The sequence below is a fragment of the Syntrophobacter fumaroxidans MPOB genome (genome assembly GCF_000014965.1).
GTDB lineage: Bacteria > Desulfobacterota > Syntrophobacteria > Syntrophobacterales > Syntrophobacteraceae > Syntrophobacter > Syntrophobacter fumaroxidans.
Genome location: NC_008554.1, coordinates 136,824 through 160,468, shown reverse-complemented (window position 1 = coordinate 160,468; position 23,645 = coordinate 136,824). Strand labels below are relative to the sequence as shown.

17 protein-coding genes are annotated in these 23,645 nt (G+C 58.0%); 7 read left to right on the top strand and 10 right to left on the bottom strand.

All coding sequences use genetic code 11. The features are described 5' to 3' along the window. Positions 1-10: 10 nt before the first annotated feature. Positions 11-916 carry a hypothetical protein gene (locus tag SFUM_RS00685; protein WP_011697005.1) on the bottom strand — a complete coding sequence of 302 codons (906 nt, stop codon included), beginning with the start codon at positions 914-916 and terminating at the stop codon, positions 11-13. Between the two features lie 108 nt (positions 917-1,024). Then, a complete protein-coding gene (locus SFUM_RS00680) occupies positions 1,025-2,206 on the bottom strand; it encodes a bifunctional glycosyltransferase family 2/GtrA family protein (protein WP_011697004.1) in 1,182 nt (393 codons plus the stop codon). Between the two features lie 169 nt (positions 2,207-2,375). Here SFUM_RS00680 and SFUM_RS00675 point away from each other — a divergent pair, with 169 nt between their 5' ends. The 4 genes from SFUM_RS00675 (at position 2,376) to SFUM_RS00660 (ending at position 8,332) form a co-directional block, all read left to right on the top strand. Beyond that, on the top strand, positions 2,376-3,725 hold the full coding sequence (locus tag SFUM_RS00675; protein WP_011697003.1) for a glycosyltransferase family protein: 1,350 nt from the start codon (positions 2,376-2,378) through the stop codon (positions 3,723-3,725). Positions 3,726-4,281: 556 nt separating this feature from the next. After that, positions 4,282-4,725, top strand: a complete 444-nt coding sequence (locus tag SFUM_RS23875) for a type IV pilin protein (RefSeq protein ID WP_086014334.1) — start codon at positions 4,282-4,284, stop codon at positions 4,723-4,725. Positions 4,726-4,918: 193 nt separating this feature from the next. After that, complete coding sequence (locus tag SFUM_RS00665) at positions 4,919-7,357, top strand: tetratricopeptide repeat protein (RefSeq protein WP_011697001.1); 2,439 nt, start codon at positions 4,919-4,921, stop codon at positions 7,355-7,357. A 180-nt stretch (positions 7,358-7,537) separates the two neighbouring features. Then, positions 7,538-8,332 (top strand): hypothetical protein, encoded by a 795-nt coding sequence (locus tag SFUM_RS00660; RefSeq protein WP_011697000.1) that lies wholly within the window; start codon positions 7,538-7,540, stop codon positions 8,330-8,332. Positions 8,333-8,399: 67 nt separating this feature from the next. On the opposite strand, the gene lspA is transcribed toward SFUM_RS00660, so the two are convergent. From lspA to pilB, 7 genes are all read right to left on the bottom strand, one after another. Further along, positions 8,400-8,861 carry a signal peptidase II gene (gene lspA, locus SFUM_RS00655; RefSeq protein WP_011696999.1) on the bottom strand — a complete coding sequence of 154 codons (462 nt, stop codon included), beginning with the start codon at positions 8,859-8,861 and terminating at the stop codon, positions 8,400-8,402. Between the two features lie 179 nt (positions 8,862-9,040). Next, complete coding sequence (gene ileS / locus SFUM_RS00650; RefSeq protein WP_011696998.1) at positions 9,041-11,827, bottom strand: isoleucine--tRNA ligase; 2,787 nt, start codon at positions 11,825-11,827, stop codon at positions 9,041-9,043. Positions 11,828-12,193: 366 nt separating this feature from the next. Continuing rightward, on the bottom strand, positions 12,194-13,825 hold the full coding sequence (gene groL, locus SFUM_RS00645) for a chaperonin GroEL (protein WP_011696997.1): 1,632 nt from the start codon (positions 13,823-13,825) through the stop codon (positions 12,194-12,196). 56 nt (positions 13,826-13,881) lie between these two features. Further along, positions 13,882-14,172 carry a co-chaperone GroES gene (gene groES / locus SFUM_RS00640; protein ID WP_011696996.1) on the bottom strand — a complete coding sequence of 97 codons (291 nt, stop codon included), beginning with the start codon at positions 14,170-14,172 and terminating at the stop codon, positions 13,882-13,884. 139 nt (positions 14,173-14,311) lie between these two features. Next, positions 14,312-16,027, bottom strand: coding sequence for a two-component system sensor histidine kinase NtrB (locus SFUM_RS00635; protein WP_011696995.1), 1,716 nt, complete (start codon positions 16,025-16,027; stop codon positions 14,312-14,314). A 1-nt stretch (position 16,028) separates the two neighbouring features. Continuing rightward, positions 16,029-17,246 (bottom strand): type II secretion system F family protein, encoded by a 1,218-nt coding sequence (locus SFUM_RS00630; protein ID WP_011696994.1) that lies wholly within the window; start codon positions 17,244-17,246, stop codon positions 16,029-16,031. Positions 17,247-17,312: 66 nt separating this feature from the next. After that, a complete protein-coding gene (gene pilB / locus SFUM_RS00625; protein ID WP_041439514.1) occupies positions 17,313-19,007 on the bottom strand; it encodes a type IV-A pilus assembly ATPase PilB in 1,695 nt (564 codons plus the stop codon). Between the two features lie 414 nt (positions 19,008-19,421). On the opposite strand from pilB, the gene SFUM_RS00620 reads away from it, so the two are divergent. The 3 genes from SFUM_RS00620 to SFUM_RS00610 all read left to right on the top strand — a co-directional run bounded on the left by SFUM_RS00620 (position 19,422) and on the right by SFUM_RS00610 (position 22,275). Beyond that, the gene (locus SFUM_RS00620; RefSeq protein ID WP_011696992.1) at positions 19,422-19,706 is read left to right on the top strand and encodes a PxxKW family cysteine-rich protein; all 285 of its coding nucleotides are present in this window, start codon (positions 19,422-19,424) and stop codon (positions 19,704-19,706) included. Positions 19,707-20,133: 427 nt separating this feature from the next. Continuing rightward, complete coding sequence (locus SFUM_RS00615; RefSeq protein WP_011696991.1) at positions 20,134-21,342, top strand: transketolase C-terminal domain-containing protein; 1,209 nt, start codon at positions 20,134-20,136, stop codon at positions 21,340-21,342. 33 nt (positions 21,343-21,375) lie between these two features. After that, positions 21,376-22,275 carry a thiamine pyrophosphate-dependent enzyme gene (locus tag SFUM_RS00610; RefSeq protein ID WP_041439512.1) on the top strand — a complete coding sequence of 300 codons (900 nt, stop codon included), beginning with the start codon at positions 21,376-21,378 and terminating at the stop codon, positions 22,273-22,275. Positions 22,276-22,632: 357 nt separating this feature from the next. Here the strand turns inward: SFUM_RS00610 and SFUM_RS00605 are convergent, their stop codons facing one another. Next, entirely contained in the window at positions 22,633-23,631 is a 999-nt protein-coding gene (locus SFUM_RS00605; protein WP_011696989.1) for a beta-ketoacyl-ACP synthase III, read from the bottom strand. Positions 23,632-23,645: the final 14 nt, after the last annotated feature.

Genomic DNA, 23,645 nt, shown 5'->3' with positions numbered 1-23,645 from the left:
CAAGGCTCGGTCAGCCCTCTTCCCCGATTTGGCCGTCCTCCCGCGGCTTGAAACACCAGGATACCCCCCAGCCCGCCGCATCCGAAAGCAATCGGATCAGCCGGAACCCCGCGATCAGGACGGCCACGCTCCCAAGCGCACTGGGGGGGGCAAGAAGCGCGCCCGCCACCACCTCGAACACGCCGATTCCCTGAGGGGCGAAGAAAGCGAGAACTCCCAGTCCCCATGAATACAGGTAGGCGCCCGCGATCTCGAGCAGCGAAACGTCGGCTGTAATGACCCGCAACGAGAGCAGGTAGAGGATAAAGGCGGCCGGGCCTATGCACGAGAACATTGCATAGGCTCCAAGCGCCTCGAGATACCGAGGCAAGGACACCTTGTATCGGGCCTGTCCTACAGCCAGCGGGATCAGCATCGGAGTAACGGCCAGACCGGCCAGGCTCATCCACAGCAGAACCGCGGCGGAAAGCCCCAGCCACCCGCCGGTGCCGCGAAGGGCCCAGATACACCCTCCTCCCAGAATAAACGCCATTCCCAGGTCGAAGGCCGTTTCCAGGAAAATGCCCACCGTCACCAGGGAGGAATCGATGCCGTACCGATGATACCGGATACCGCGCCCGACCGTGTGCCATATCCCGCCGGGCAGATAGCGGGCGGGCAGGAGACCGAGATGAGTGCCCAGGGCAAAGCGGTAGGGGACCGTTCGTCCCAGGCTTCGGTAGATCATGGAAACACCGAGGGGAGCCGTCAGGTGAGAGAGACTCCAGACGCAAACGGCGGCAAGAAGATAGCCGAGATGAGCGTTCCGAAGAACCGACAGGATCAGCGAACGCGACTGCCATGCGATATAACAGAAACAGGCAATACAGACGAGAACCGACAGGAATTTCAGCTTCGAAACGAAACGGGAAAGCATCGCTTTGGCATCGCTTGCTCGCCAGGGGCGCAAGAACGCGTTTCAAGCCATCGGGCGTGACTCGGCATCCGCCCGCCCGGGGACGGGCATCCGTCGGCAGGCCTCCGCTCACCCACCGGGTCCCGGCCGGGACTTCCACGGCCCCGCCGAAGGCTGAGGGAACACGAAGTATTTCCTGCCCAGGAAGTTCAGTATCAATCCCGCCACCGAGGCGGCCGATTTCGCCAACCACGGCGCCATACCCGACAGCAGCAGCACGTGGGTCAGCCCCACGTCCAGCACGCCGACCAGGATGACGATCAGGCAATAGACCGCCAACTCCATCAGGGAGTTCCACCTTGCCTTGTGCCTGAAAAGAAGCGCGATGCAAAGCAGATAATTCATACCGGCGGCGGCGACGTATGCGGTTGCGGCGGACAACGGAGCGGTCCAGCCCAAGGCCAGGGTTCCGAGGAATAGAAAAAGGTTGAAGAGCGCGGACAGCCCACCGATCAGCAGGTAGATGAGGAATTGAATGGGCATCGGCGCGGTGGGGGCATTGTAGTGAAAGATGCAGTAAAAAGCCCGGAGCCCGTCTTTTGCCTTTATTTTTTTTCCTTCCTCATAGGTGCGGCCGTAGTAGGAAATGCCCATCTCGAAAATGCGCACGCGTTTCGCAGCCATCTTGGCAACGAGCTCGGGTTCGACTCCGAACCGGTTTTCCTCGATCGTGATGTCCTGGATGAACTCTCTCCTGAATACCTTGTAGCAGGTTTCCATGTCGGTGAGGTTCAGGTCGGAGAACATGTTGGAAAGCAGGGTGAGGAACTTGTTTCCCAGGGAATGCCAGAAGTAGAGCACGCGGTGGGGGCCGGCGGTCAGGAAGCGCGACCCCAGAACGACGTCCGCCTCATCGTTTACCAGGGGAACCAGCAGCTTCTTCAGGTCCCACGGGTCATATTCGAGATCGGCGTCCTGAACGGCGACATAATCGCCGGTCGCTTTTTGAAATCCTGTCCGCAGTGCCGCTCCCTTCCCCATGTTTCGATCATGACAAACGACGGCGATTTCTGGTATGCGTTTTGCTAGTGACAAAGCGATGGAAGGACTGTCATCCTGAGAATGGTCGTCCACGATGATGATTTCCAGGGTCAATTCCTCGTCCCGGATCCGGAGGACTCTTTGCACGCACTTTTCGAGCGTCTTTTCCTCGTTGTAGCAAGGAATCACCAGGGTAAGCCTGACCGGTCGGCCCAGCGAGGTGGAGCCTTGCGTGGATGTCCAGGCTCGGGACACGCTGTCATTGCCCATGATGCGCTTCTCCAAAGCTTGGGGGAAACCCTCCGTCGGCGGCTGATCCAATGCTTGTTTCCCCTGAATGGTTGCTGTAGTCTGCCTCGGTTGTCCGAGACCCGCTCAACCGATGCCCGGTTGCGCCAATATCTCCGTCCCCGTTCTGAAACGCAAGAGGATTAACCAAATGATCAAGAAATTGGGTCCGGCCTGTTTGATCGCCCTGGTTCTGATCACCGCACTGGGATTTTACATGAGGTGCGAATCGGTTTCGGAAACCAAGGTCACCAAACCTTTGCGATCGGATGCCCTGGACTATTTCTGTTACGCGTACAATCTGCGCCACAAAGGCACATATTCCCGCGAAGGCCTGGTTCTATCCGACATCGGGGCCCCCGCTTCCCCGGACGCAGTGCGTTCACCGGGATACCCCCTTTTTCTCCTGCCGTTCGTGGACAGTCCGCCCACCCATGCAATGCTCGGCAAGATTGTGTTGACCCAGGCCGTTCTGAGCACGCTGACCATCCTGATCGCGTTCTTCTTCTTCCTCAAATTCCTCCCCCGCCCTGCATCGTTGGTCGCCACGCTGCTGACCGCGCTGAGCCCGCATCTCATCGTCGGCAACAGTTATATCCTGTCGGAAAGTCTCTTCTGTTTCCTGCTCGTGCTGTCCGCCTGGGCTTCGAGCCTGCTCCCGAAAAGTCCTTCTCCATTGCGCGCCGGGCTCACGGGGCTATCGATGGGACTTGCCTCCCTGGTGCGCCCGGTTCTTCAGTATCTGCCCGTAGCCATGTTCATTCCCCTCATCCGTGATTTCGGACGCGCAAAAGGACTCAAACTCGGTGCGTTTCTGCTCCTGGGGTGCATGCTCGCACTCTCGCCGTGGCTCACCCGCAACATGTCCGTGCAAGACAAGCCGGGCGACAACAACCTGATGATCGATTTCCTTCACCACGGCATCTACCCGGATTTTATGTTCAACAATGACCCCAATTCATATGCTTTTCCATACCGCTTCGACCCCCGAACTCCTCAAATAGGGGCGAACCTCGGTTCCGTCCTCAAGGAGGTCTTGACTCGGTTTATCGACCAGCCCGCGCCGCACCTTAAATGGTTTCTCGTTGGAAAACCGGTCGAATTCTGGTCCTGGAACACCGTCCAGGGAGTTGGGGATGCCTTTATCTATCCGATCTCCAGCACTCCGTACACGAACAGGAGACTCTTCGCATGGACCCATTCATGCATGTATTACCTGCACTGGCCTCTGGTGGCTCTGTGCCTGCTCGGAAGCCTGCTGGCCTGGCACTCGTCGGCGATGCGCGTGTTCGAGCCCGCTACAGCGGGCGTTACCAGGCTGGCCTCCTGCTATGTTCTCTATTTTACGCTCGTGCACATGATCGGTGCGCCGTTTCCACGCTATGCATTTCCACTCCGGCCTTTCCAGTTCGGAATGGCCGTCTTCACAGTCGTTCTCATCCATCGCCATGCGCGAAACCGGTTCCGCCGTTCCGCGCATGGCGTCAGCGCCGCGTCGTGATCACCGGTCCTGCACGCAGCAGGTCCCCCCGTAACACTCCTCCGGCTGTGCACTCGCATAGCGGGAGAAGCCGGACCACACATCCCCCAACCACGAGCATCCAAATACCGGGCGGGGGTGAAACCCGCCCCCGGGTCTGTCGGTTCCGGTCCGAAACGGTGTTTCCTCCCTACGCCAGATTCAAACCATTTGCCATCATGATGCCCGACGCGAGCATACACATGCCGTGTATTGTCATTTTCGCTGACAATTTTCGTCACTTTGGCCGAACTTGCGCAAAACGTCGATGGAGTCGCCGACGAATGCCTTCTTGAAATCATCGAGCAACCATCGCATTTCGGGGCAATTTGGCGCTTTCTTTTTTCATTTTCGAGATTTCGGCATCCTTTTTGCTTAATGCTTAGGTCGCGAGGAAATTTGCGAAGCGTGCTGTAAATGGAAATACCGTATGTGGAAAGTGAAAGGGGGGTTGGGTTCATTCAAGTGTCTTACTTGGTGAATAATTTGAGGACTGAAACACATTTTTTCGAAGGAGGAGATGGAAATGTTTATCAAGATGCGTGAAAGTAAGGGTTTCACCCTGGTTGAGTTGATGATCGTCGTGGCTATTATCGGTATTCTGGCCGCCGTGGCGGTGCCGTACTATCAGAAATACATCCAGAAGTCCCGCATGGTTTCGAAGGTTTTCCCCGGCATGCATGCCATCGAGACCAACATGGGCACGTACTTCAGCTTTAAGAACACGTTGCTTGACGTCGGTAGCACTGCCACCTTCGGGCAGTTTGTGCAAGACGCCGACACTAAGTGCTTCTCCCCCAGTTGGGCGGGCGAATATCTGCTGATCACGATTAAGGATCCCACCTTGTGCCAGGAACTGAAGGCACTGACGGGGATGACCCTCTCCGCGACGCCGAGGATGGATACCAGCCGGACCAAGATCAGGGGCTGGGCTCTCGCTGGTCCCCTGGCCGTTCAGCTCGGACTCGAGGGCGAGCAATAGAAATTTAGGAGCGTCCCAAACCCCAGGGCGCACATCTTAACTGGCAAGGGAGTGCAGGCATCCTGCATGCGCTCCCTTGCTTTTTTTTGTCTTCTTCCCCCTTTGATCCGATACATGTATAGTAGGGATATTATGGAATAATCACAGTTGAGCAACAACGAGTGATATGGAATAATTTTCCTTAAGGATATCAATGAAAAAAAGACTGTTGGAATGCGGCTCTCTCTTCGTACTGGCGCTGATGATCGTCTCCGCGTACTGCAATACATTCTTGTCGCCACCCTACATGGACGATTATCATTCTTTCATCAACACGGACCACGTCTACCTCAAGGATTTTTCCCCCGAGAGCCTGATTTCGCTTGCGAACACGCCTTTCGGTTGGAAGCGCTGGGTGCCCATTCTGACTTTCGCCTTGAACCACAAACTGGGGGGCAGCAGCCTGGTTCTGTTTCACGCCACCAACCTTGCCATTCACCTCCTGGTAACGCTCAGCGTGGCATTTCTTGCCTTCCAGGTCTTCAGGTTATCCAAGCACAGACATGATGACGACATGAGGGCCGGTTTTTGGATGGCATTTTTTGTCGCGTGTCTTTGGGCGCTCAATCCCGTTCAGACCAGTGCGGTGACTTACCTGGTCCAGCGCATGGCATCTTTGCAGGCTCTTTTCTATGTCATTAGCGTTGCGTGCTATCTCAAGGGACGCATCCTTCGCCAACCCCCGGTGAGCGCAGAGAACTCCTCACGCCTGTTTTATCTGATCTCATTTCTGGCCGGAGTATGCTCCTTTTTCTCGAAGGAAAACGCCGTGACGCTGCCAATCATGCTGATCATTTCGGAAATCTGGTTTTTCCAGCCGGATCTACTCCCGAAGTCCTTCCAGAGACTCAAAAGGTACGCCATCAAGACGAAAGTCCTTTTGTCCGCCTGCCTGCTTGCATGCGGCGCGTTCAGCATTTTCGTTTTTCTGCATATTATCTCACAATACGACCTCAGACATTTCACAATGACCGAACGGCTATTGACCCAGGCGCGCGTCGTCGTCTGGTACATTTCCCTGTTGTTATGGCCTGCCCCTTCGCGGCTTTCCATGGAACACGACGTTTTGGTCTCGACATCCCTTCTCTCACCCCCGACCACGCTGATCGCAATTCTGTTTCTCGTTCTGCTGCTGTGGCTTGCTATTCGCTTGCGTCATAGATTCCAGATTGTCTGTTATGGAATGGTTTGGTTTCTGCTCAACCTGTCGGTGGAGTCAACCTTCGTCCCCCTGGAACTGGTATTCGAACACAGGCTTTACCTGCCTTCCGTCGGTTTCTTCATCTCCATTATCGCCGCAATCGAGCTGGCCTTTCGCCGCGTCGTGCCCAGGCTCTTGACCCGCGACCGTCTTCTTGCGATGGGCAGCATTGTCATGATCCTGTCGTCGCTGCTCACCTTTGCCACTTTCGAGAGAAACGAGGCATGGGAGAGTACGATGACTCTCCACAAGGATGCTGCCGAGAAAGCGCCGAACCACCCGCGCGCACTTGCCAACCTGGCCAACGCCTACTACTTCGCCAAAGAATATGACAAGGCTGTCGAGGCAGGCGAGAAATCAATTGCGCTGGCCCGACCCAGGTTCGAATCTTACGCAGTTGCGACAAATGCCATATTGATTTCACTTATCAGGTCCGGCGACCTGCAGAAAGCGATAGAACGCACCGAGGAACTGCTTCAATCCCGTCCCAGAGAGTTTGAAGCAGACGTCATGGCAACGATCTACACGAACCTTGGCGAAGCTTACCGCCGACAAGAAAAACTGGACCGCGCGCTTGAATCTGCGCTATCGGCACTGTACTGGACTCAAAGGCTTGGCAGCCCGACAATCGACAAGGTCAGGGTTGCGACCCTTATTACCTCCATCCTTAAGGACGCAAAGGCCAAACGCATCAACCCGGATGAAGGCTGGGCGACCGCGCCGTTCGACATGCCCTCGCAAACCTGGGCGGCGAAAGTATTCTATCGTTACGGGGACGCCGATATCGCCAAAAAACTCATCGCCGTCGCGCTCGAGGAACACCCCGGCGATGCCGAAACCCTCAAGCTGTCGGAAGAAATCCGCACCGATGAACAATTGAGCGAGGAACAGAAAGGCAAGTGGAGCTTCACCGCAAAATATGTCCGTCACCCGTTCTCCAGGTTCAATTTTTCCATGGCCATAGCATTTATTATTCAAGAAAAACAGATGCCCATGACGATAATGAAATTGGGAGAGGCTTTCCTGGACTATGCCCTGGAGCTTCAACCGGATTCGACCGACGCGCACCTGCTGAAAGGCTGGTATTATTACCAGAGGGACGACGCGCAAAACGCGGTGGCCGAGGCGAGACTGGCGCTGAAGCACGATCCGGAAAACGGGAAAGCATGGCTCGGTTTGGGTTTCTTTCTGATCAAAGCCGAGCAGAAGGAGGAGGCCGCCGCGGCTTTGCGCAAGTCGTTGGCGCTCTACCCGCGGTATTCCAAGAGATTTGTTGTCCGCGATATTGCGGACAATCTTTTGAAAAAGGAGTCCCTGGAGGAAGGTGTGGACAGCGGCCCGGGAACTGCGGCAATGACCGGGGAGGTCAGTCAGGGCGTTCGCGCGGATTAGCCGGAGGTCCACAACATTAAAATCAGGAACAGATCATAGCTGCATCGTCGTTGTTTCCCAGGGACCGTTCCTCACTGGAGCTCAACGTATTGAATTTGGTTGCGATAACTTCCGTGGCGTGTAAGAATATGCGTGGCTGATCCGATTGCAGGAGTCGATTGCATAAGCAGGAGTGTTTCGATGAACAGATTCCTTCGAGGGCAAGAAAGTACGCGGTTTGTTTTGCGAATTGTCAAGGTCTGCTGCTGTCTGCTGGCTTTGTCGTTCTGCGGATTCGTCGTTGCCGCCGCGGCGCAGAATCAGGCACCGGCCCAGGCTCAGAATGCTCCGCAGCCGAGCACTTCTCCCCAGCAACCCGCGGCGCCTGCAGCCGCACCCGCGGCACCCGCCCCGGTCGGAGTTGCGGCCCCAAATGCACCGGCACCGGCAGGCGAGCCCGCGACGCCAAACGTTGCGGCGGCGCCTTCTACGGCTGCACCGCCCGGCCCTCCGCCCGTCGAACCTGTCGCCAAGCCGCCCTCTCCCGAGCACGCCCCCATCGTCCAGGCGACGCTCGCCGCTCTCATGAAAGATGAATTCACCTATGTCCCCAACAGGGTCATCGATCCCTTCAAACCGTTCATCTCTCCGGTGGCCGTTGTCGCTCGAGGCCTGAGGGCCGGTTCCGACGACGACGACGGTTCGCATGAGCTGCAAAAGCCCCTGACTCCCTTGCAGAAGATGACCGTCGCCGAGGTCGAGAAGGGGCTGCGGGCGATCACCTGGGGAGAATACGGGCGCAAAGCCGTCATCGAAGACGGTGCCGGGAAAGGCTATATCGTGAGCATCGGGACCCCCGTTTCGGACAAGAACGGCGTGATCAGCCAGATATTCAACGATCGCCTGATCATTCAGCAGGAGAACTGGGACAGGGAAACCAAACGGATGGTCCCTCAAGATACCGTGGTGAGACTGAAGAAAAAGGACGAAAAGTAACGCCGCTTCCTTCCATCCCGAGACCGATAGCGAAAACGGGCGCCGCTTCCCATGCGCCCGTTTTCGTTTACTTGCCCCTGAGCAGCGCGATGATGAGCATGACCGCGCCGGCGGAAATGGCGCTGTCCCCGACATTGAAAGCCGGCCACGAATAAGTCCCGATGTGAAATTCCAGGAAGTCCACCACTTCCCCGAAGCGCAGACGATCCGAGAGATTTCCCAGAGCGCCTCCGCAGATGAGCGCATAGGCGGTGCGGGTCCAGAGTTCCCGCCTGTCGATTTTCCGGTAGGCCCACACGATGATCCCGACAACAATCAGGGTCATCGCCACGAAGAAAGGCAGGCGCCACGTTGCGTCGGCTCCCGCCAGCATGCTGAAAGCTCCTCCGGTGTTCCGGACGTGGATCAGGTTGAAAAAACCGGGGATGACGACGTGTCCCGTGTTGACGGGCACATAGTACAGGATGAGGAGCTTGGTCAGTTGATCCAGAAGAATGATCGTGCCGGCGACGGCCACCAGGAATACCATGTCTGCACTTTGTCCTTTCCCGTGCGTGAACCCGCTGTGACACAAGGTCCGCCGCGGGTTTTCCCCTGCGGCGTTTATCCCCGCCCGCGTCAACCTCTCACCGGGCAGGTGTTGTGTCATCCTGAACGCAGCTCGGTATCAGTCGATTCAGCCTCCCATCGCCCGGAGTTTGCCCCGGTTCAGTGGGCCGCGACCACGTTGCGGCAGCGGCCGCACAAGGCCGGATGATCGGAGAATTGACCGACCGTCTCCGAGCGCATCCAGCAGCGCTCGCATTTCTCTCCCGACGCCGGCTCCACCCGGATCAACAGCCCCGGGACCTCCGTTCCCTCGACGGCGCCGGCCAGTTCTTCACCCGAAGCCAGGACAACCTCGGAGACAATGAAGACCGTGCGAAGCATCTCCTCCTGCCCGGCAAAGTCGGCAATCCAATCGGGGGGAAGCGCCAGTTTCACCTTCGCATCCAGTGGATGCCCGATGGCCTTGGCCTGGCGTGCCCCCTCCAGGGCCTTCGTCACATCGCTTCGCAGGGTCAGGATTTTCTGCCACCGCTGGTTCAGGGCTTCATCCGCCCAGGTCGCGTCCGGCGCCGGAAACTCCTCCAGGTGCACGGTTTCGCTCGATTGGTGCGGCAGGTGCCACCAGGCTTCCTCGGCAGTGAAGGAAAGAATGGGGGCCATCAGCCTGAGCAGAGCGCTCAGTATCCGGTAAACGGCCGTCTGCGCCGATCGGCGGGCGGGACCGGCAGCGCCGGAGGTGTAGAGCCGGTCCTTGAGGATATCCAGGTAGAAGGCGCTCAGGTCCACCACGCAATAATTGTGGAACGCATGATACACTCGGTGGAATTCGAAGCGTTCGTACGCCTGTCGCACCCTGCGCACGAATTCCTGCAACTGGTGGAGCGCAAACCGGTCGAGCTCATCCATCCGGTCGTAAGGGACGGAATCCTTTTCCGGGTCGAAATCATTCAGGTTGCCGAGCAGAAACCGGCACGTGTTCCGGATCCGGCGATACGCTTCGCTCAGTCGTTTCAAGATATCGGGAGAAATCCTGACGTCGTCCCGGTAATCCTCGGCGGACACCCAGAGCCGCAACACCTCCGCGCCGTATTGCCGGATGATCTCCTCGGGCGCAATGACGTTTCCCAGGGACTTGGACATCTTGTAGCCCTGTCCGTCAACCACGAAACCGTGCGTTAGCACGCTCTTGTATGGGGCCGCATTCCGGGTGCCGACGGCCGTCAGCAGGGAGGAATGAAACCAGCCCCTGTGCTGATCGCTGCCCTCCAGGTAAAGATCCGCGGGAGAGCGCAGATCGGGACGGGCCTCGAGGACAGCCGCGTGCGAAACGCCGGAATCGAACCAGACATCCAGGATGTCCTCCTCCTTCTCGAAATCCTGCCCGCCACAGCCCGCACACGTCGCCCCCGGCGGAAGCAGCTCTTCCGAGGTCATTTCAAACCAGCAGTCCGCCCCGTTCCGTTCAAAAAGCGCCGCGGTTTTTTCGAAGAGCTCCTTCGAAGCCAGCACGGTTCCACACTTTCTGCACGTGAAAACACAGATGGGAACTCCCCAGGAACGCTGCCGGGAGATGCACCAGTCGGGCCGGTTGGCGATCATGTTGTGGATCCGGTCCCGTCCCCATCCGGGAATCCAGTCCACGCGGTCGATCCATTGGAGCGCTCTGCCGCGCAGATCGTTCTTCTCCATGGAAATGAACCACTGCTCGGTCGCACGGAAAATCACCGGGTTCTTGCAGCGCCAGCAATGCGGATAGCTGTGGGTGATGCTCTTTTCCAGGATCAGCTTCCCGGTCTCTTCGAGCTTGGCGTTGATGGCCCGGTTTGCGTCGAAAACGAACCGGCCCGCGAACAACGGTACATCGTCGGTGAAACAGCCGTTGTCGTCCACCGGCGAATAGACGTCGAGCCCGTATTCCAGGGCCATGTCGTAGTCCTCGCGTCCGTGGCCGGGCGCCGTGTGGACGCAGCCCGTACCGGCTTCCAGCGTCACGTGCGTCCCCGTCACGATCACGGATTCCCTGTCCACGAAAGGATGGCTGCAGGCGAGGCCGCGCAGTTCTCCGGCCTCAAAGGTTCGCAGTACCCGGTAGTCCTTGATTCCGAAGCTTTCCATGCAGCTTTCCAGCAGGCCCCTGGCCAGAATCCAGACCTCCCTGCCCACGTCCGCCGCCACATAGGTGAAATCGGGATGAACGGCGATTGCCAGGTTCGCGGGCAGCGTCCAGGGCGTGGTGGTCCAGATGAGCACCGCAACATCCTTCCCGGCCAACTCGGGGAACTTCGCACGCCCCCCGGCACTCATCGGGAATTTCACATAGATTGAAGGAGACGTGTGATCGTGGTACTCCACTTCGGCTTCAGCGAGCGCGGTCTTGCAGCTGGTGCACCAGTAGATCGGTTTCTTGCTCCGGATCACCCCGCCTTCCTGGAAAAACCGCCCGAGCTCGCGGGCGATGCTCGCCTCGTAGTCGTAAGACATGGTCAGGTACGGGTTATTCCATTCGCCCAGCACTCCCAGCCGCCGGAATTCATTTCTCTGGATGTCGATGAACTTCTCCGCATACTTGCGGCAATGCCGGCGAATTTCCACCTGGGACATGGTCTGTTTTCGTTTGCCGAGTTCCTTGTCCACCTGGTGCTCGATGGGCAGGCCATGGCAATCCCAGCCCGGCACGTAGACGGCGTTTTTCCCGCTCATCTGCTGCGACTTGACGATCATGTCCTTGAGGATTTTGTTGAGCGCCGTCCCCAGGTGGATGTGCCCGTTGGCATAAGGAGGTCCGTCATGGAGGATGTACGGCGGGCGCCCCCGACTCCGTTCCCGCAGCATGTCGTAGAGCCCCATCGCCTCCCACTTTTCCAGGATCTCGGGCTCGCGCCTGGACAGGTTCGCCTTCATCGGGAAATCTGTCTGGGGCAAATTCAACGTCGCTTTGTAATCCATGGTGGACTCCCCCCTGAAAATCAACATACGACTCGGCCAAACAGCCGGCCGGTTCTCGGCAATTCAAGTATAACTCTACGGACCGAAAGCAATTTTACCGCTTTCCACAAGGTTTGTCACCCGTGGGCTCTCCACCCGCCGCGCCTTCCTCACATGGGGCAAATTCTCTTAGCACACCACTGTGACAAGTCAAGCAGATAACGGCACGGCTTCAGCGCGGCATCCAACCCGGTTGAAAGAACCGCCCCGCGGAAACGGAGCGTCTGAAAAGAAAACAAAAAACCCTCCGTCGCGCAAGAGCAAACGGAGGGTTGGTCAATCTGTGGGACGCGCCGCGCTCAACTCACACCGCGGCGGCACCCGCCTTTAGTACATTCCGCCTCCGGGGGGCATTCCGCCCATCCCTGCAGGGGCTCCCTTGTCCTCTTTCGGGATTTCCGAAACCATGCACTCGGTGGTCAGCATCAATGCCGAAACGCTGGCCGCGTTGAGCAGAGCGGTACGGGTCACTTTGGTCGGATCGATGACACCCGCTTCGATGAGGTCGCAGAACTGGCTGGTTTCCGCGTCGAAACCGAAAGCGCCCGTTTCGGACTTGACCCTCTGCACGATTACGGAGCCTTCCTCACCGGCATTCATGGCAATCTGGCGGGCGGGCTCTTCAAGTGCGCGTTTGACGATGTTGAGCCCCAGTTTTTCGTCGCCTTCCAGGTTCACCGCTCCCAGTGCCCCGAGGCAGCGCAGATAGGCCACTCCGCCGCCGGGAACGATGCCTTCCTCCACTGCGGCCCGGGTAGCGTTCAAAGCGTCCTCGACGCGCGCCTTCTTCTCTTTCATTTCGGTTTCGGTGGCCGCGCCGACACTGATGACCGCCACTCCGCCGACCATTTTTGCCAGCCGCTCCTGCAGCTTCTCACGGTCGTAATCGCTGGTGGTCTCGTCGATCTGGGTCCGAATCTGGCGCACCCGCCCTTCGAGCGCCTTGCGATCGCCCGCGCCGTCGACGATGGTGGTGTTGTCCTTGTCGATCCGGATGGTCTTTGCTTTCCCGAGATCGTTCAGCCCGACGGACTCGAGCTTGATGCCCTTCTCTTCACTGATCACCTGGCCGCCGGTCAGAATGGCGATGTCGTCGAGCATGGCCTTGCGGCGATCGCCGAATCCCGGTGCCTTCACGGCGCACACATGCAGCGTTCCGCGCAGCTTGTTCACCACCAGGGTGGCCAGCGCTTCGCCTTCGACGTCTTCGGCAATGATCAGCAACGGTCTGCCCATCTTGGCGATCTGCTCCAGGACCGGCAGCAGGTCCTTCATGTTGCTGATCTTCTTCTCGTTGATGAGAATCAGGGGTTCGTTCAGAAGGACTTCCATCTTTTCGGGGTCGGTCACGAAATACGGGGAAATATAGCCGCGATCGAACTGCATGCCCTCGACAACTTCCAGGGTTGTCTCCATGGCCTTGGCTTCCTCGACCGTGATCACACCTTCCTTGCCCACCTTGTTCATGGCTTCGGCGATGATGTTGCCGATGGTGGGATCGTTGTTCGCCGAAATGGTGCCGACCTGGGCGATTTCCTTCTGGTCCTTGGTGGGCTTGCTGATCTTCTTCAGTTCGTCCACCACCACCTGCACAGCCTTTTCGATGCCGCGCTTGAGCGCCATGGGATTGGCACCGGCGGCAACCAGCTTGGAACCTTCGTAATAGATGGACTGAGCGAGTATGGTCGCCGTGGTGGTCCCGTCACCGGCAACGTCGCTGGTCTTGCTGGCGACTTCCTTCACCATCTGGGCACCCATGTTCTCGAACTTGTCCTCGAGCTCGATTTCCTTGGCAACGGTCACGCCGTCCTTGGTCACGGTAGGCCCGCCGAATGCCTTTTCAATCACCACGTTGCGGCCTTTGGGACCAAGCGTTACCTTCACTGCGTCCGCCAGAATATTCACTCCGCTCAGCAAAGCTTCGCGAGCTTTGACATCGTAGATCAGCTGTTTCGCCATGAGGGTTTCCTCCCTTTCGTACGTGTAAGCTTGAATTCAAACAGGCAAAAAGTCGCTTATTTTTCAATGATCGCCAGGATATCGTCTTCGCGCATGATCAGGAGTTCTTCTCCTCCCACCTTGATGTCCGTGCCCGCGTACTTGCCGAACAGGACCTTGTCGCCGGCCTTCACATCGAGGGGCCGTCTGGAGCCGTCTTCCATGACTTTGCCGTTGCCGACGGCAACCACTTCGCCCTGGATGGGCTTTTCCTTGGCGGTGTCGGGAATGATGATGCCTCCGGCCGTTTTCTCTTCCTCTTCGGTGCGTTTTACCACCACACGATCATTGAGCGGTCTCAGGTTCATTGCACAACTCCTTTCTGAAACATGGTCTTTGAGTTTAGGCTACATGAGCGGTATCCCGGAAGAATGGGCACCTTGGTTTATTAGCACTCACCGTCAGTGAGTGCTTATAATCACTTCCGTTTGAGTTGGCAAGAGGCAATCAGGATGCAAGGGGGAAAAAAAGCGAGAAGGTGGTACCGCACGGTTCTTCGTGATGGGTGACTTCGATGCGGCCGTTCGCCTTTTCAACAAGGTGATAGACGATGCTGAGCCCCAGGCCGGTTCCCTGGCTCTTCGTGGTGAAGAACGGTTCGAAGATGCGCGTCCGCGCGTCCCGCGGAATCCCGGACCCGGAATCGCTGATATCGATCCGGGTTTCCCGGCCGGAGCCGTCGCCTGAGGGGTGCAATCCAACGGCAATCGTCAGATGGCCGCCTCCGGGCATGGCGTCCAGCGCGTTCACGAGCAGATTCCACACGATCTGCCTGAAATGGTGGGGGTCGATGCGCGAAATGGGAGAGGCCGCGAATGCGGTCTTGATGACGTGTTCGGACGCGACCCGGTTCCGCGCGCTCAGAAGATCGAGGATTTCCTGGATGAGATCGCACACCGGCACGTTTTCGACATTCTCCGGACCGTGAGTGCTCTTTGCAAGCCACAGAAAGTCCTTCACGAGGCTGTTCATTCGATCGATCTCGCGATGAATGATACTCATCAACCGCGCCCGGCTGCCGTCGGGGATCGACTCATCCTCGAGCATCTGCACCGCGCCGCTCATCGCCGCGAGGGGGTTCTTGATCTCGTGTGAAATCTCCGCCGCAATCCGCCCCGCAAACACAAGCCGTTCCAGGCGCTTGAGGTGCTCCTCCATGGCCTTGAACTGGGTCAGGTCCTGAAAGATGAAGATCCATCCGGCCCATTTGCCGGTCTCATTCTGGAGAACGGAGACGGCATACCCCAGGTGAAGCTCCTCGCCGAGAGGGTTTCGATAAACGATTTCAGGGCGTTCCGGAGGCCCTTTTTTATGTCCTGGTCCCGGGCCGACCACTCGAGGCCACGTCAAGGGATCGAGGCCGGGGAAAATGGACGAAAACCGGCGACCCGTGACCGGCTCGGAGCGCAACCCGAGGATGTCCTGTGCGAAGTTGTTGCAGAAGAGGATTTCTCCGCTCGGCCCGATGGTTATGAGACCGCTGGTGATGCTGTGGACGATGTTCCGATGCAGAACCTCCAGGCGCCGAAGGTCCTTGCTCTGTTCGACGATCTTCAGACTGGATTTTTGCAGTTCCTCCGCCAGATAACCGCTCATGAACGCAACCAGGTAAAAAACGGCGATGTTCATGAGGATGCTGTGGAAATAGGAGCCGCTGTCCCGCGCTTGAGCGGTTTGGTTGACCACGTGTAGGGGAAGCAGCCACCCGAAATACTGAAGATCCAGCAAGGTTCCGTAACAGACGCTGCTGAAGGCCGCGGTGAGCAGACTCCCGCGGCGGTAGAGGAGCACGGCGGCGCAAATGATGACGGGCATGTAGAGAAATGAGAACAGGCTTTCCACGCCGCCCGACAGGTAAATCAGCACGGTCACCGCTCCCACGTCGAAAAACAACTGGACGTAGGCAAATCGCTTCAGGTTCCGGATACGTCCTAGGCTGAGCGCCCCCACGATGGTGAAAACGAAAAGGATGCAGGAAAAGAAGTAGATGGGCTGAAGATGGGCGGAGAGGAGGTCCTGATCGCGCCGGCTCTGCACGATGATGGTGAGCAGCAGGAAGAATACAGCAAGCAGCAACCGAAAGAGGAGCAGCCCCTGTATCTTCCTGCGCAACGCCAACTCACCGTTGATTGTATTTACCTCCAGGTCGTAGTCGACCTGCACATTACGCTCCTCTGCCCACCACGTCCGCGATCTGGAAGATGGGGAGATACATGGCGACCAGCAATCCGCCGATGGTCACGCCGAGAAAGACGATCAACATGGGTTCGAGCAAAGACGTCAGCGCATCGACGGCGGTATCGACTTCATCGTCGTAAAAGTCGGCGATCTTCCCGAGCATCGTGTCCAGGGCGCCCGTTGCTTCGCCCACCGCGATCATCTGGGTCACCATCATCGGAAAGACCTTGGTTTCACTGAGCGGCTCCGCGATGGGCCGCCCTTCGGAAATCGCGTTCCGGGCCACGCGGATCGCCTTTTCGATGACCATATTGCCGGAAGTGGCCGCGACGATGTCGAGGCCGTCGAGAATAGGCACTCCACTGGCCAGCATGGTTCCCAGGGTCCGGGTGAAACGGGCGACGGCGACTTTCCTCAAGAGCCCCCCGAACACCGGGATCCTCAAGGCCAGCCGATCGGTGAGTTCCCGCCCCTTATCGTTTTTCCTGAATTGTCTGAAACCGAGATAGGCCAAAACGAGTCCCAGTATGATCCAGTGGAAGTAGTTCTGCGCGAAGTCGCTCAAATTCATGACCGCAAGGGTCATTGCCGGGAGCTTTGCCCCCGCCTCTCTGAAGAGCCCCGCAAACACGGGAATGACGTATATGAGGATGACCGCCACGACGAGCAGGGCGATGGTGACCACGATCGCCGGATAGGTCATGGCGCCCTTGACTCTCCTCTTGAGCTTGGCCACCTTTTCGATATAGGCGGCCAGGCGGTTCAGAATGACGTCCAGGATGCCGCCCACTTCCCCGGCGGCGACCAGGTTCACAAAAAGATTGTCAAACACTTTCGGGTGCTTGCGAATTGCATCGGAGAGCGTCGCCCCTTCTTCCACATCCTTCTTCACCTTCTTGATGATCCTCTTGAAGGTGGAGTTCTCCTGCTGCTCCTGGAGGATTTCCAGGCATTGCACGAGGGGCAGGCCCGCATCGATCATGGTTGAAAACTGGCGCACGAAGATGACCAGTTCCTTTTCCTTGACCCCGCCCTGCAGCGCCGGAATATACTCGCTGATGTCCTTGGGTTTCAGCCGCATATTCTTGATGGTGATGTTCTTGCGCGAGATCATCTGGCGGGCAAGAGCCAGGTTGTCCGCCTCGATTTCCCCTTTCTGCTTCTTCCCCGCACGATCGGTCCCCGACCAGAGATAAATGGGCATTTCTCGCTCCTAACCTAATTGGGTTTCACCGCTGAAGGATGACCGTCATCAGGACATCTCTCCGCGTTAGTCCTTGGCGGAAGACCTTATGACTTCCTCCACGGAGGTAATCCCAGCCTTAAGCTTGTTGATGCCGCTCCGCCTCAGAGTGATCATCCCCAGGCGAATGGACTCTTTCTTGATCTCCGCGGCGGAAGCCCCCATGAGCACCAGTTCGCGGATCTGTTCATGCATGGGCATCACTTCGTACAATGCCACTCGCCCTCGATATCCCGTGTCATTGCACACCGCGCACCCCCGCCCCCGGAAACATTCGAAAGTCCCCAGCTCATCCTCTCTCAACCCCAGGTCGAGAAGGGTTTCATGAGTCACATCCTCCACTTCCCGACATTCCAGACACACCCGCCGCACCAGTCTCTGCGCGATGACCAGGTTGACGGCGGATGAAACCAGGAAGGATTCCACGCCCATGTTGAGCAGCCGGTTGATGGTGCTCGGAGCGTCATTGGTGTGCAGGGTGCTCAAAACCAGGTGTCCCGTGAGCGCCGCTTTCACGGCGATTTCCGCCGTTTCGAAATCCCGCACCTCACCGACCATGATGATGTCGGGGTCCTGACGCAGGAATGATCGCAGCGCGTTCGCGAAGTTGAGCCCGATGGCATCGTGGATCTGCACCTGGTTGATGCCGACCATGTTGTATTCGACGGGGTCCTCCGCGGTGGAGATGTTGTGGCTCAGCTTGTTGAGCTCCGAGAGGGCGCTGTAGAGCGTCGTGGTCTTCCCGCTCCCTGTGGGGCCGGTCACCAGCACCATTCCAAAAGGCTGGTAGATGGCCTCTCGAAAATGTTTGTACTGGAGCTCCTCAAACCCCAGCTTGGTCATGTCCAGTTGCAGACCGGACTTATCCAGCAGACGCAGAACCACCTTTTCGCCGAACAGCGTCGGCAGGACGGAAACGCGAAAATCCATCTCGCGCCCCTTGGCCTTGAGCTTGATGCGGCCGTCCTGGGGCAGCCGCCGCTCTGCGATGTCCAAACGAGCCATGATCTTGATGCGCGAGATCAGCGCGTTTTTCAGTTGCAGCGGCGGTCGCATGATTTCGTAGAGCACGCCGTCGATTCGAAACCGTACCCGCATCAGCTTTTCATATGGCTCGAGATGGATGTCCGACGCCTGTTTCCGGATTGCATCCATCATGATGAGATTCACCAGTTTGACCACGGGCGCCTGTTCCGCGGCGTCTTCCAGGAAAGAGAGATCCATCTCCTCCGCGGTTTCTATGACGTCGACATCGACGTCTTCCTTGAGCATGCCAAGGACGTCGTCGAAATTGTCATCCGGCGCGTAGAACTGGCTGAGCAGTTTCTTGATCGCCGGTTCGGAAGCCACGTGAACCTGGATGTTCTTCCTCGTCAGGAAGCGCATGTCATCGATCACGAACAGATTGCCCGGATCCGCCATGGCAACGTTCACGGTAGTTCCCATCACACCGAAGGGAACGGCCTGGTACTTGGCGGCGATATCGAGGGGAATCAAACCGAGTACATCTTTAGGGACGGTCAGTTTAGCGATGTTCACCTGAGGAGCGCTGTACTGCTTGGCAATGAACTCCGTGAGCATTTCTTCACTGACGAATCCCAGTTTGAGTAGGACCCCTCCGATTCGTTCCCCGGTTTGGTGTTGCTCGTTCAGAGCCCGGTCAAGCTGTTCCTTGCTGATCAATCCTTCCTGAAGAAGCAGTTCCCCGATTTTCTTGGCCACAAATCTCACCTTTCCAGCCAACAATCCTCAAATTAACAAGCAACTAGTCTCTATAACGGAGACTTTCGCCTTAGACTTAAATTGCTCGCCTCAAATCAGCGCAACTCTTTTAGCCAACTCGTTTTTTGGTCTGAGAGGTAGTTTCTCCCGGTGGTACCGTCCCGGCCGGTCGCTCTTCAGCAGCCCGCATGTCCGAACGGCTAAGGGGAAAAATCGTCACTTGAGTTTATACTGTACCCGTTCACAAGGGAAAAGGAGTTTCTCGGCTTCGACGCAAAGGTTCACGCAAAAAATGAATCCCCATTGCGAGAAACCGGGTCGAATCCTCTTGACACCGCGAAAAACCTGGATATTATTCGCTGCGGTTTGGACTCGAATTGACTCAAAACAATATCAGAATCGGAGGTGCTTGTCATGATTTGTGAGACTGTAAAGACCGGAGCGGAGTGTGCCTTCATGACCAAATCGGGATGCGGCTACAATGGAGGCTTCTGCCACCCGGTCGTCGAACAGTGCGAGGGCTGCCAGCGTACGTCGGAATGGTCCAATGGGATCTATTGCACCAGTTACCCCAACCCCGCCGTCAAGTGGAGGTCGAGCACCTGCAACTTCGCAACCCATGCGAAGGCCGAGCAGCAGGGTCTGCAGCAAAAGATCAACCCTCTCAAAGCTTCCAAGCGCAGCAACAAGAAGAAATAAGCCCAGGTTGCCCGGAGAGCGGCCTGCGCCCGGTTTCTTTCCCGTGTGGAGGTTGCTCTGCCCGGCAAGGGGACGTTTCGCGCCCCTGGGACGGACGCGTTTCCCCCCGGCCAGCTCCTCCGGACTCCCTGCCTTCCTGCTCTCCTCCCGCTCGGAATCGACTGTCGCCACCCGCGACGCCCGCCTCAGCCGCGGAGCAATCCAAACCTTCGTTTCCCACAGCAATCTCGAAATCCCACCCCCTCGGGGTTTTCTTTTTGTTTGACTTCTTCATTATCCCCCGTTATGGGATTAGGGGGCCGCGACGGGCTCCTTTTTTTCATCGTAACAATGTGTAAAACGTGGGAATTCGCGCGAGAGCGCCCCCTCGGGGTGGAGTTCATACACAGTCCGACGCGTGGAGCATTCGAGAAAGGAAATCGTCACAGTGGGACAGACACTCATTTTAACCGGAACTCAGGCCGCGGCACTGGCGGCCAAGCTATGCCGAGTGCAGGTCATAGCGGCTTATCCGATCACGCCTCAATCGAAAATCCCCGAAGTGCTTTCCGAGTATGTGGAAAAGGGTGAGCTGCAAGCGGAATTCGTCCGGGTCGAAAGCGAGCATTCGGCCATGGGAGTGTGCATTTCGGCTTCGCTGGTCGGGGCCAGGGTCTTTACCGCCACCGCGGCCAATGGGCTGGCCTACATGCACGAACAGCTCCACTGGGCCGCGGGCGCCCGTGTTCCCGTGGTCATGCCGGTCACCAACCGCGGCCTCGGTGCGCCGTGGACGATCCTCAACGACATGCAGGACACCATCGCCCAGCGCGATACCGGCTGGATGCAATTTTACTGCATGAACAATCAGGAAGTCCTGGACCAGGTCATTCTTGCCTACAAGGTCGCAGAGCAGCTCATGGTACCCACGATGGTCTGCTTTGACGGCTTCAGGCTCTCGCACACGATGATGCCCGTCTCCATCCCGGCCCAGAGCGATGTCGACAAGTACCTTCCTCCCTATGAGCCCCTGCACTCCATCGACTCGGGAAATCCGGTGAATATCAACCCGGTGGTGATGACCGACCCGCTCAGGGGACCCGACGGGGAACTGTGCCCAAGCTACATGGGATTCCGATTCCGTTTGCAGGAAACGATGGAATCGGCGCTTCCCGTTATCGCCGAAGCCGGTCGATCTTTCGCCGAGCGATTCGGCCGCTCCTACGAGGACAATCTCCATCGCTACCGGACCGAGGATGCCGAATTCATCTTTCTCACGATGGGTTCCCTCGCCAGCGAGGCGAGCGACACGGTGGACATTCTGCGTGAGCGGGGTGTGAAGGCCGGAGTCGTCGGCATCCGCGTCTTCCGTCCTTTTCCCGCTGCATCGCTGGTCGAGGCGACGTGCAGGGCCAAGTCCGTTGCGGTGGTCGAAAAGGCCATCAGCTATGGGTATGAAGGCGCCCTGGCGACGGAGCTCAAAGCGGCTCTTTTCAGTCGAAACGGGCATCGTCCGGTAATCTACAACTACATTACCGGCCTGGGCGGAAAGGACGTGAAACCCACGGATCTCCTCGAGGTCGCTCAGGAAATCATCAACGGCGCCGCCGGAAACATTCCCCAGGAAAAACCGCGTTGGCTGGGGTACGGTGTCTGAACCAAGCACAACGGAAAGGAAACGACGCATATCATGTCAGTGACAACGATGGAACTCCCGGAAGTCGAGTATATTCTGCCGGGCACCCGCACCTGCGCCGGCTGCGGCCTGCCGATCGCCTATCGCCATATGCTCAAGGCTCTCGGCCCCAAGATGATAATGACCCATCCCGCCTGCTGCCTGACGATCCTCCACGGCATCTACCCCAAGACCCCTGTCGCCATCAACGCCGTCAACAACACCTTCGCCGGCACCGCGGCATCGGCATCCGGACTGGTCGCCGGGCTCAAGGCAACGGGACGCACCGACTACACGGTGGTTGCCATGGCCGGGGACGGGGGAACCTTTGATATGGGCATCCAGGCCTTGAGCGGTGCCGCCGAACGCGAGACGGATTTCATTTACGTCTGCTACGACAACGAAGCCTATATGAATACCGGGGTCCAGCGTTCAAGCGCCACGCCCAGCGGCGCGGTCACGACGACAACCCCCGTCATCCCCAAGGAGCAGGCCAAAAAAGACTTCATCCAGATCATGGAAGCTCACGACCCGGCCTACCTCGCCACCATGTGCTCGTCGTACCCCGCGGACATTTACAACAAGTTCCTCAAGGCAAAGGCCATCAAGGGGACCCGCTTCATCCACATGGCGGTGCCCTGCCCCACGGGATGGAGCTTCCCGACCAAAGACACGGTCAAAATCGGGCGGCTCGCCGTGGAGTCGGCGGTCGTGGTCCTCTATGAGGTCGAGAACGGCGCGTTCAGGCTTACGGGAAAGAGCCTCAGCATGGCCAGGAGCGGCAAGAAGCAGCCAGTGAATGAATATCTCGAGATGCAGGGCCGATTCAAGCGGATCTCTGCGGAGCAATTGGCCGAATTCCAGCGTCAGATCGATGTCAAGTGGGAAAGGTTCAGGAAGCGCGCGGGGTTCTGAACCCCACGAGTCGGCGTGGTGGGCAATAACGCCCGGAACCTGCCGGCAAAAGCGACGAAACGGCTTTCGGGATTCCGCCAAAACACCTTTTCATACCCGGTTCGCAGGCGCGGCGAGCATCATGGAAAATTGCATTCAGGATGAGTGCATTGGGCGCCAAAGACGAGGGGCGGGCATAAAGCCCGCCCCTTGCTACGTCTGACCGGCATATCGGTCCATAGCAAGGGACGGTAGTTATCCCCGCCCGCGTCTGCCTCCCTGCGGGCAGGCGCTGTGTCATCATGAACGGACCTCGGTATCACCACCGGGGAAGATCACGCGCGGGGATCATGAAAGCCCGCCGACGAAACCCGGGCCTCATCGCCACCATCGCAGGAGAATGCTCCCCCAGGTAAACCCCGCGCCAAAAGCGGACATGACGACGTAGTCGCCCTTCTTGAGACGCTCCTGTTCCACCACGGCGTCGTAGAGGCAAAGCGGCAGAGTCCCCGAAGTCGTGTTTGCGTAACGATCGATGTTGATCACCACCTTGTCGTGATCTATCCCCATCCGGTTGGCACAGGCGTCGATGATTCTCAGATTGGCCTGGTGGGGAATGAACAACGCCACATCATCGCCGGTCAACCCGTTGCGTTCCAGGATTTCCGCCGACACGTTCGCCATTTCCGTAACGGCCGCCTTGAATACCTGCTTGCCTTCCTGGGTGACAAAATGCTCTTTGTTTCGGACCGTTTCCGGACTGGGAGGATACAGACTGCCGCCCGCTTTCATGTACAGGAGCGGCCCCCCGGAACCATCGATGTGGTGGATGAAGTCGATCAACCCGTGCCCCCCTTCGGGGCACGGTTCAAGGAGCACGGCGCCCGCGCCGTCACCGAAGAGCACGCACGTGTTCCGGTCCTCGTAATCGAGAATGCTGCTCATGACATCGCTCCCGATCACCAGAACCTTGTGGTTCCGCCCGGATTCGATCAGCTGCGCGCCCGTGGTGAGGGAGAAGAGGAACCCCGAACAACCGGCCGACAGGTCGTATCCCCAGGCGTTCTTCGCCCCGAGAGCGTTTTGCACGAGGCACGCGGTGGCGGGAAACAGCATATCGGGAGTGACGGTCCCAACGATGATGGCATCGAGTTCCATCGGGTCGACACCCGCGCGGTCCAGGCACTCCCGAGAGGCCCTGACGGCCATGTGCGAATTCCCCAGGCCGGGCTCCAAAATGCGCCTCTCCCGGATACCCGTGCGGGTCATGATCCACTCATCGTTGGTGTTCACCATCTTTTCCAGGTCTTTATTCGTCAGCCGCCGTTCCGGAAGGAATCGGCCGACCGACTTGATGTATGCGGTTCGAACAGGCATGAGACTTCCTTATT

Excerpts from the sequence above, each read along its gene's own strand:
- SFUM_RS00685 (WP_011697005.1), bottom strand. The coding sequence starts at position 916 with ATGCTTTCCCGTTTCGTTTCGAAGCTGAAATTCCTGTCGGTTCTCGTC.
- SFUM_RS00680 (WP_011697004.1), bottom strand. The coding sequence starts at position 2,206 with ATGGGCAATGACAGCGTGTCCCGAGCCTGGACATCCACGCAAGGCTCC.
- SFUM_RS00675 (WP_011697003.1), top strand. The coding sequence starts at position 2,376 with ATGATCAAGAAATTGGGTCCGGCCTGTTTGATCGCCCTGGTTCTGATC.
- SFUM_RS23875 (WP_086014334.1), top strand. The coding sequence starts at position 4,282 with ATGCGTGAAAGTAAGGGTTTCACCCTGGTTGAGTTGATGATCGTCGTG.
- SFUM_RS00665 (WP_011697001.1), top strand. The coding sequence starts at position 4,919 with ATGAAAAAAAGACTGTTGGAATGCGGCTCTCTCTTCGTACTGGCGCTG.
- SFUM_RS00660 (WP_011697000.1), top strand. The coding sequence starts at position 7,538 with ATGAACAGATTCCTTCGAGGGCAAGAAAGTACGCGGTTTGTTTTGCGA.
- lspA (WP_011696999.1), bottom strand. The coding sequence starts at position 8,861 with ATGGTATTCCTGGTGGCCGTCGCCGGCACGATCATTCTTCTGGATCAA.
- ileS (WP_011696998.1), bottom strand. The coding sequence starts at position 11,827 with ATGGATTACAAAGCGACGTTGAATTTGCCCCAGACAGATTTCCCGATG.
- groL (WP_011696997.1), bottom strand. The coding sequence starts at position 13,825 with ATGGCGAAACAGCTGATCTACGATGTCAAAGCTCGCGAAGCTTTGCTG.
- groES (WP_011696996.1), bottom strand. The coding sequence starts at position 14,172 with ATGAACCTGAGACCGCTCAATGATCGTGTGGTGGTAAAACGCACCGAA.
- SFUM_RS00630 (WP_011696994.1), bottom strand. The coding sequence starts at position 17,246 with ATGCCCATTTATCTCTGGTCGGGGACCGATCGTGCGGGGAAGAAGCAG.
- SFUM_RS00620 (WP_011696992.1), top strand. The coding sequence starts at position 19,422 with ATGATTTGTGAGACTGTAAAGACCGGAGCGGAGTGTGCCTTCATGACC.
- SFUM_RS00610 (WP_041439512.1), top strand. The coding sequence starts at position 21,376 with ATGTCAGTGACAACGATGGAACTCCCGGAAGTCGAGTATATTCTGCCG.
- SFUM_RS00605 (WP_011696989.1), bottom strand. The coding sequence starts at position 23,631 with ATGCCTGTTCGAACCGCATACATCAAGTCGGTCGGCCGATTCCTTCCG.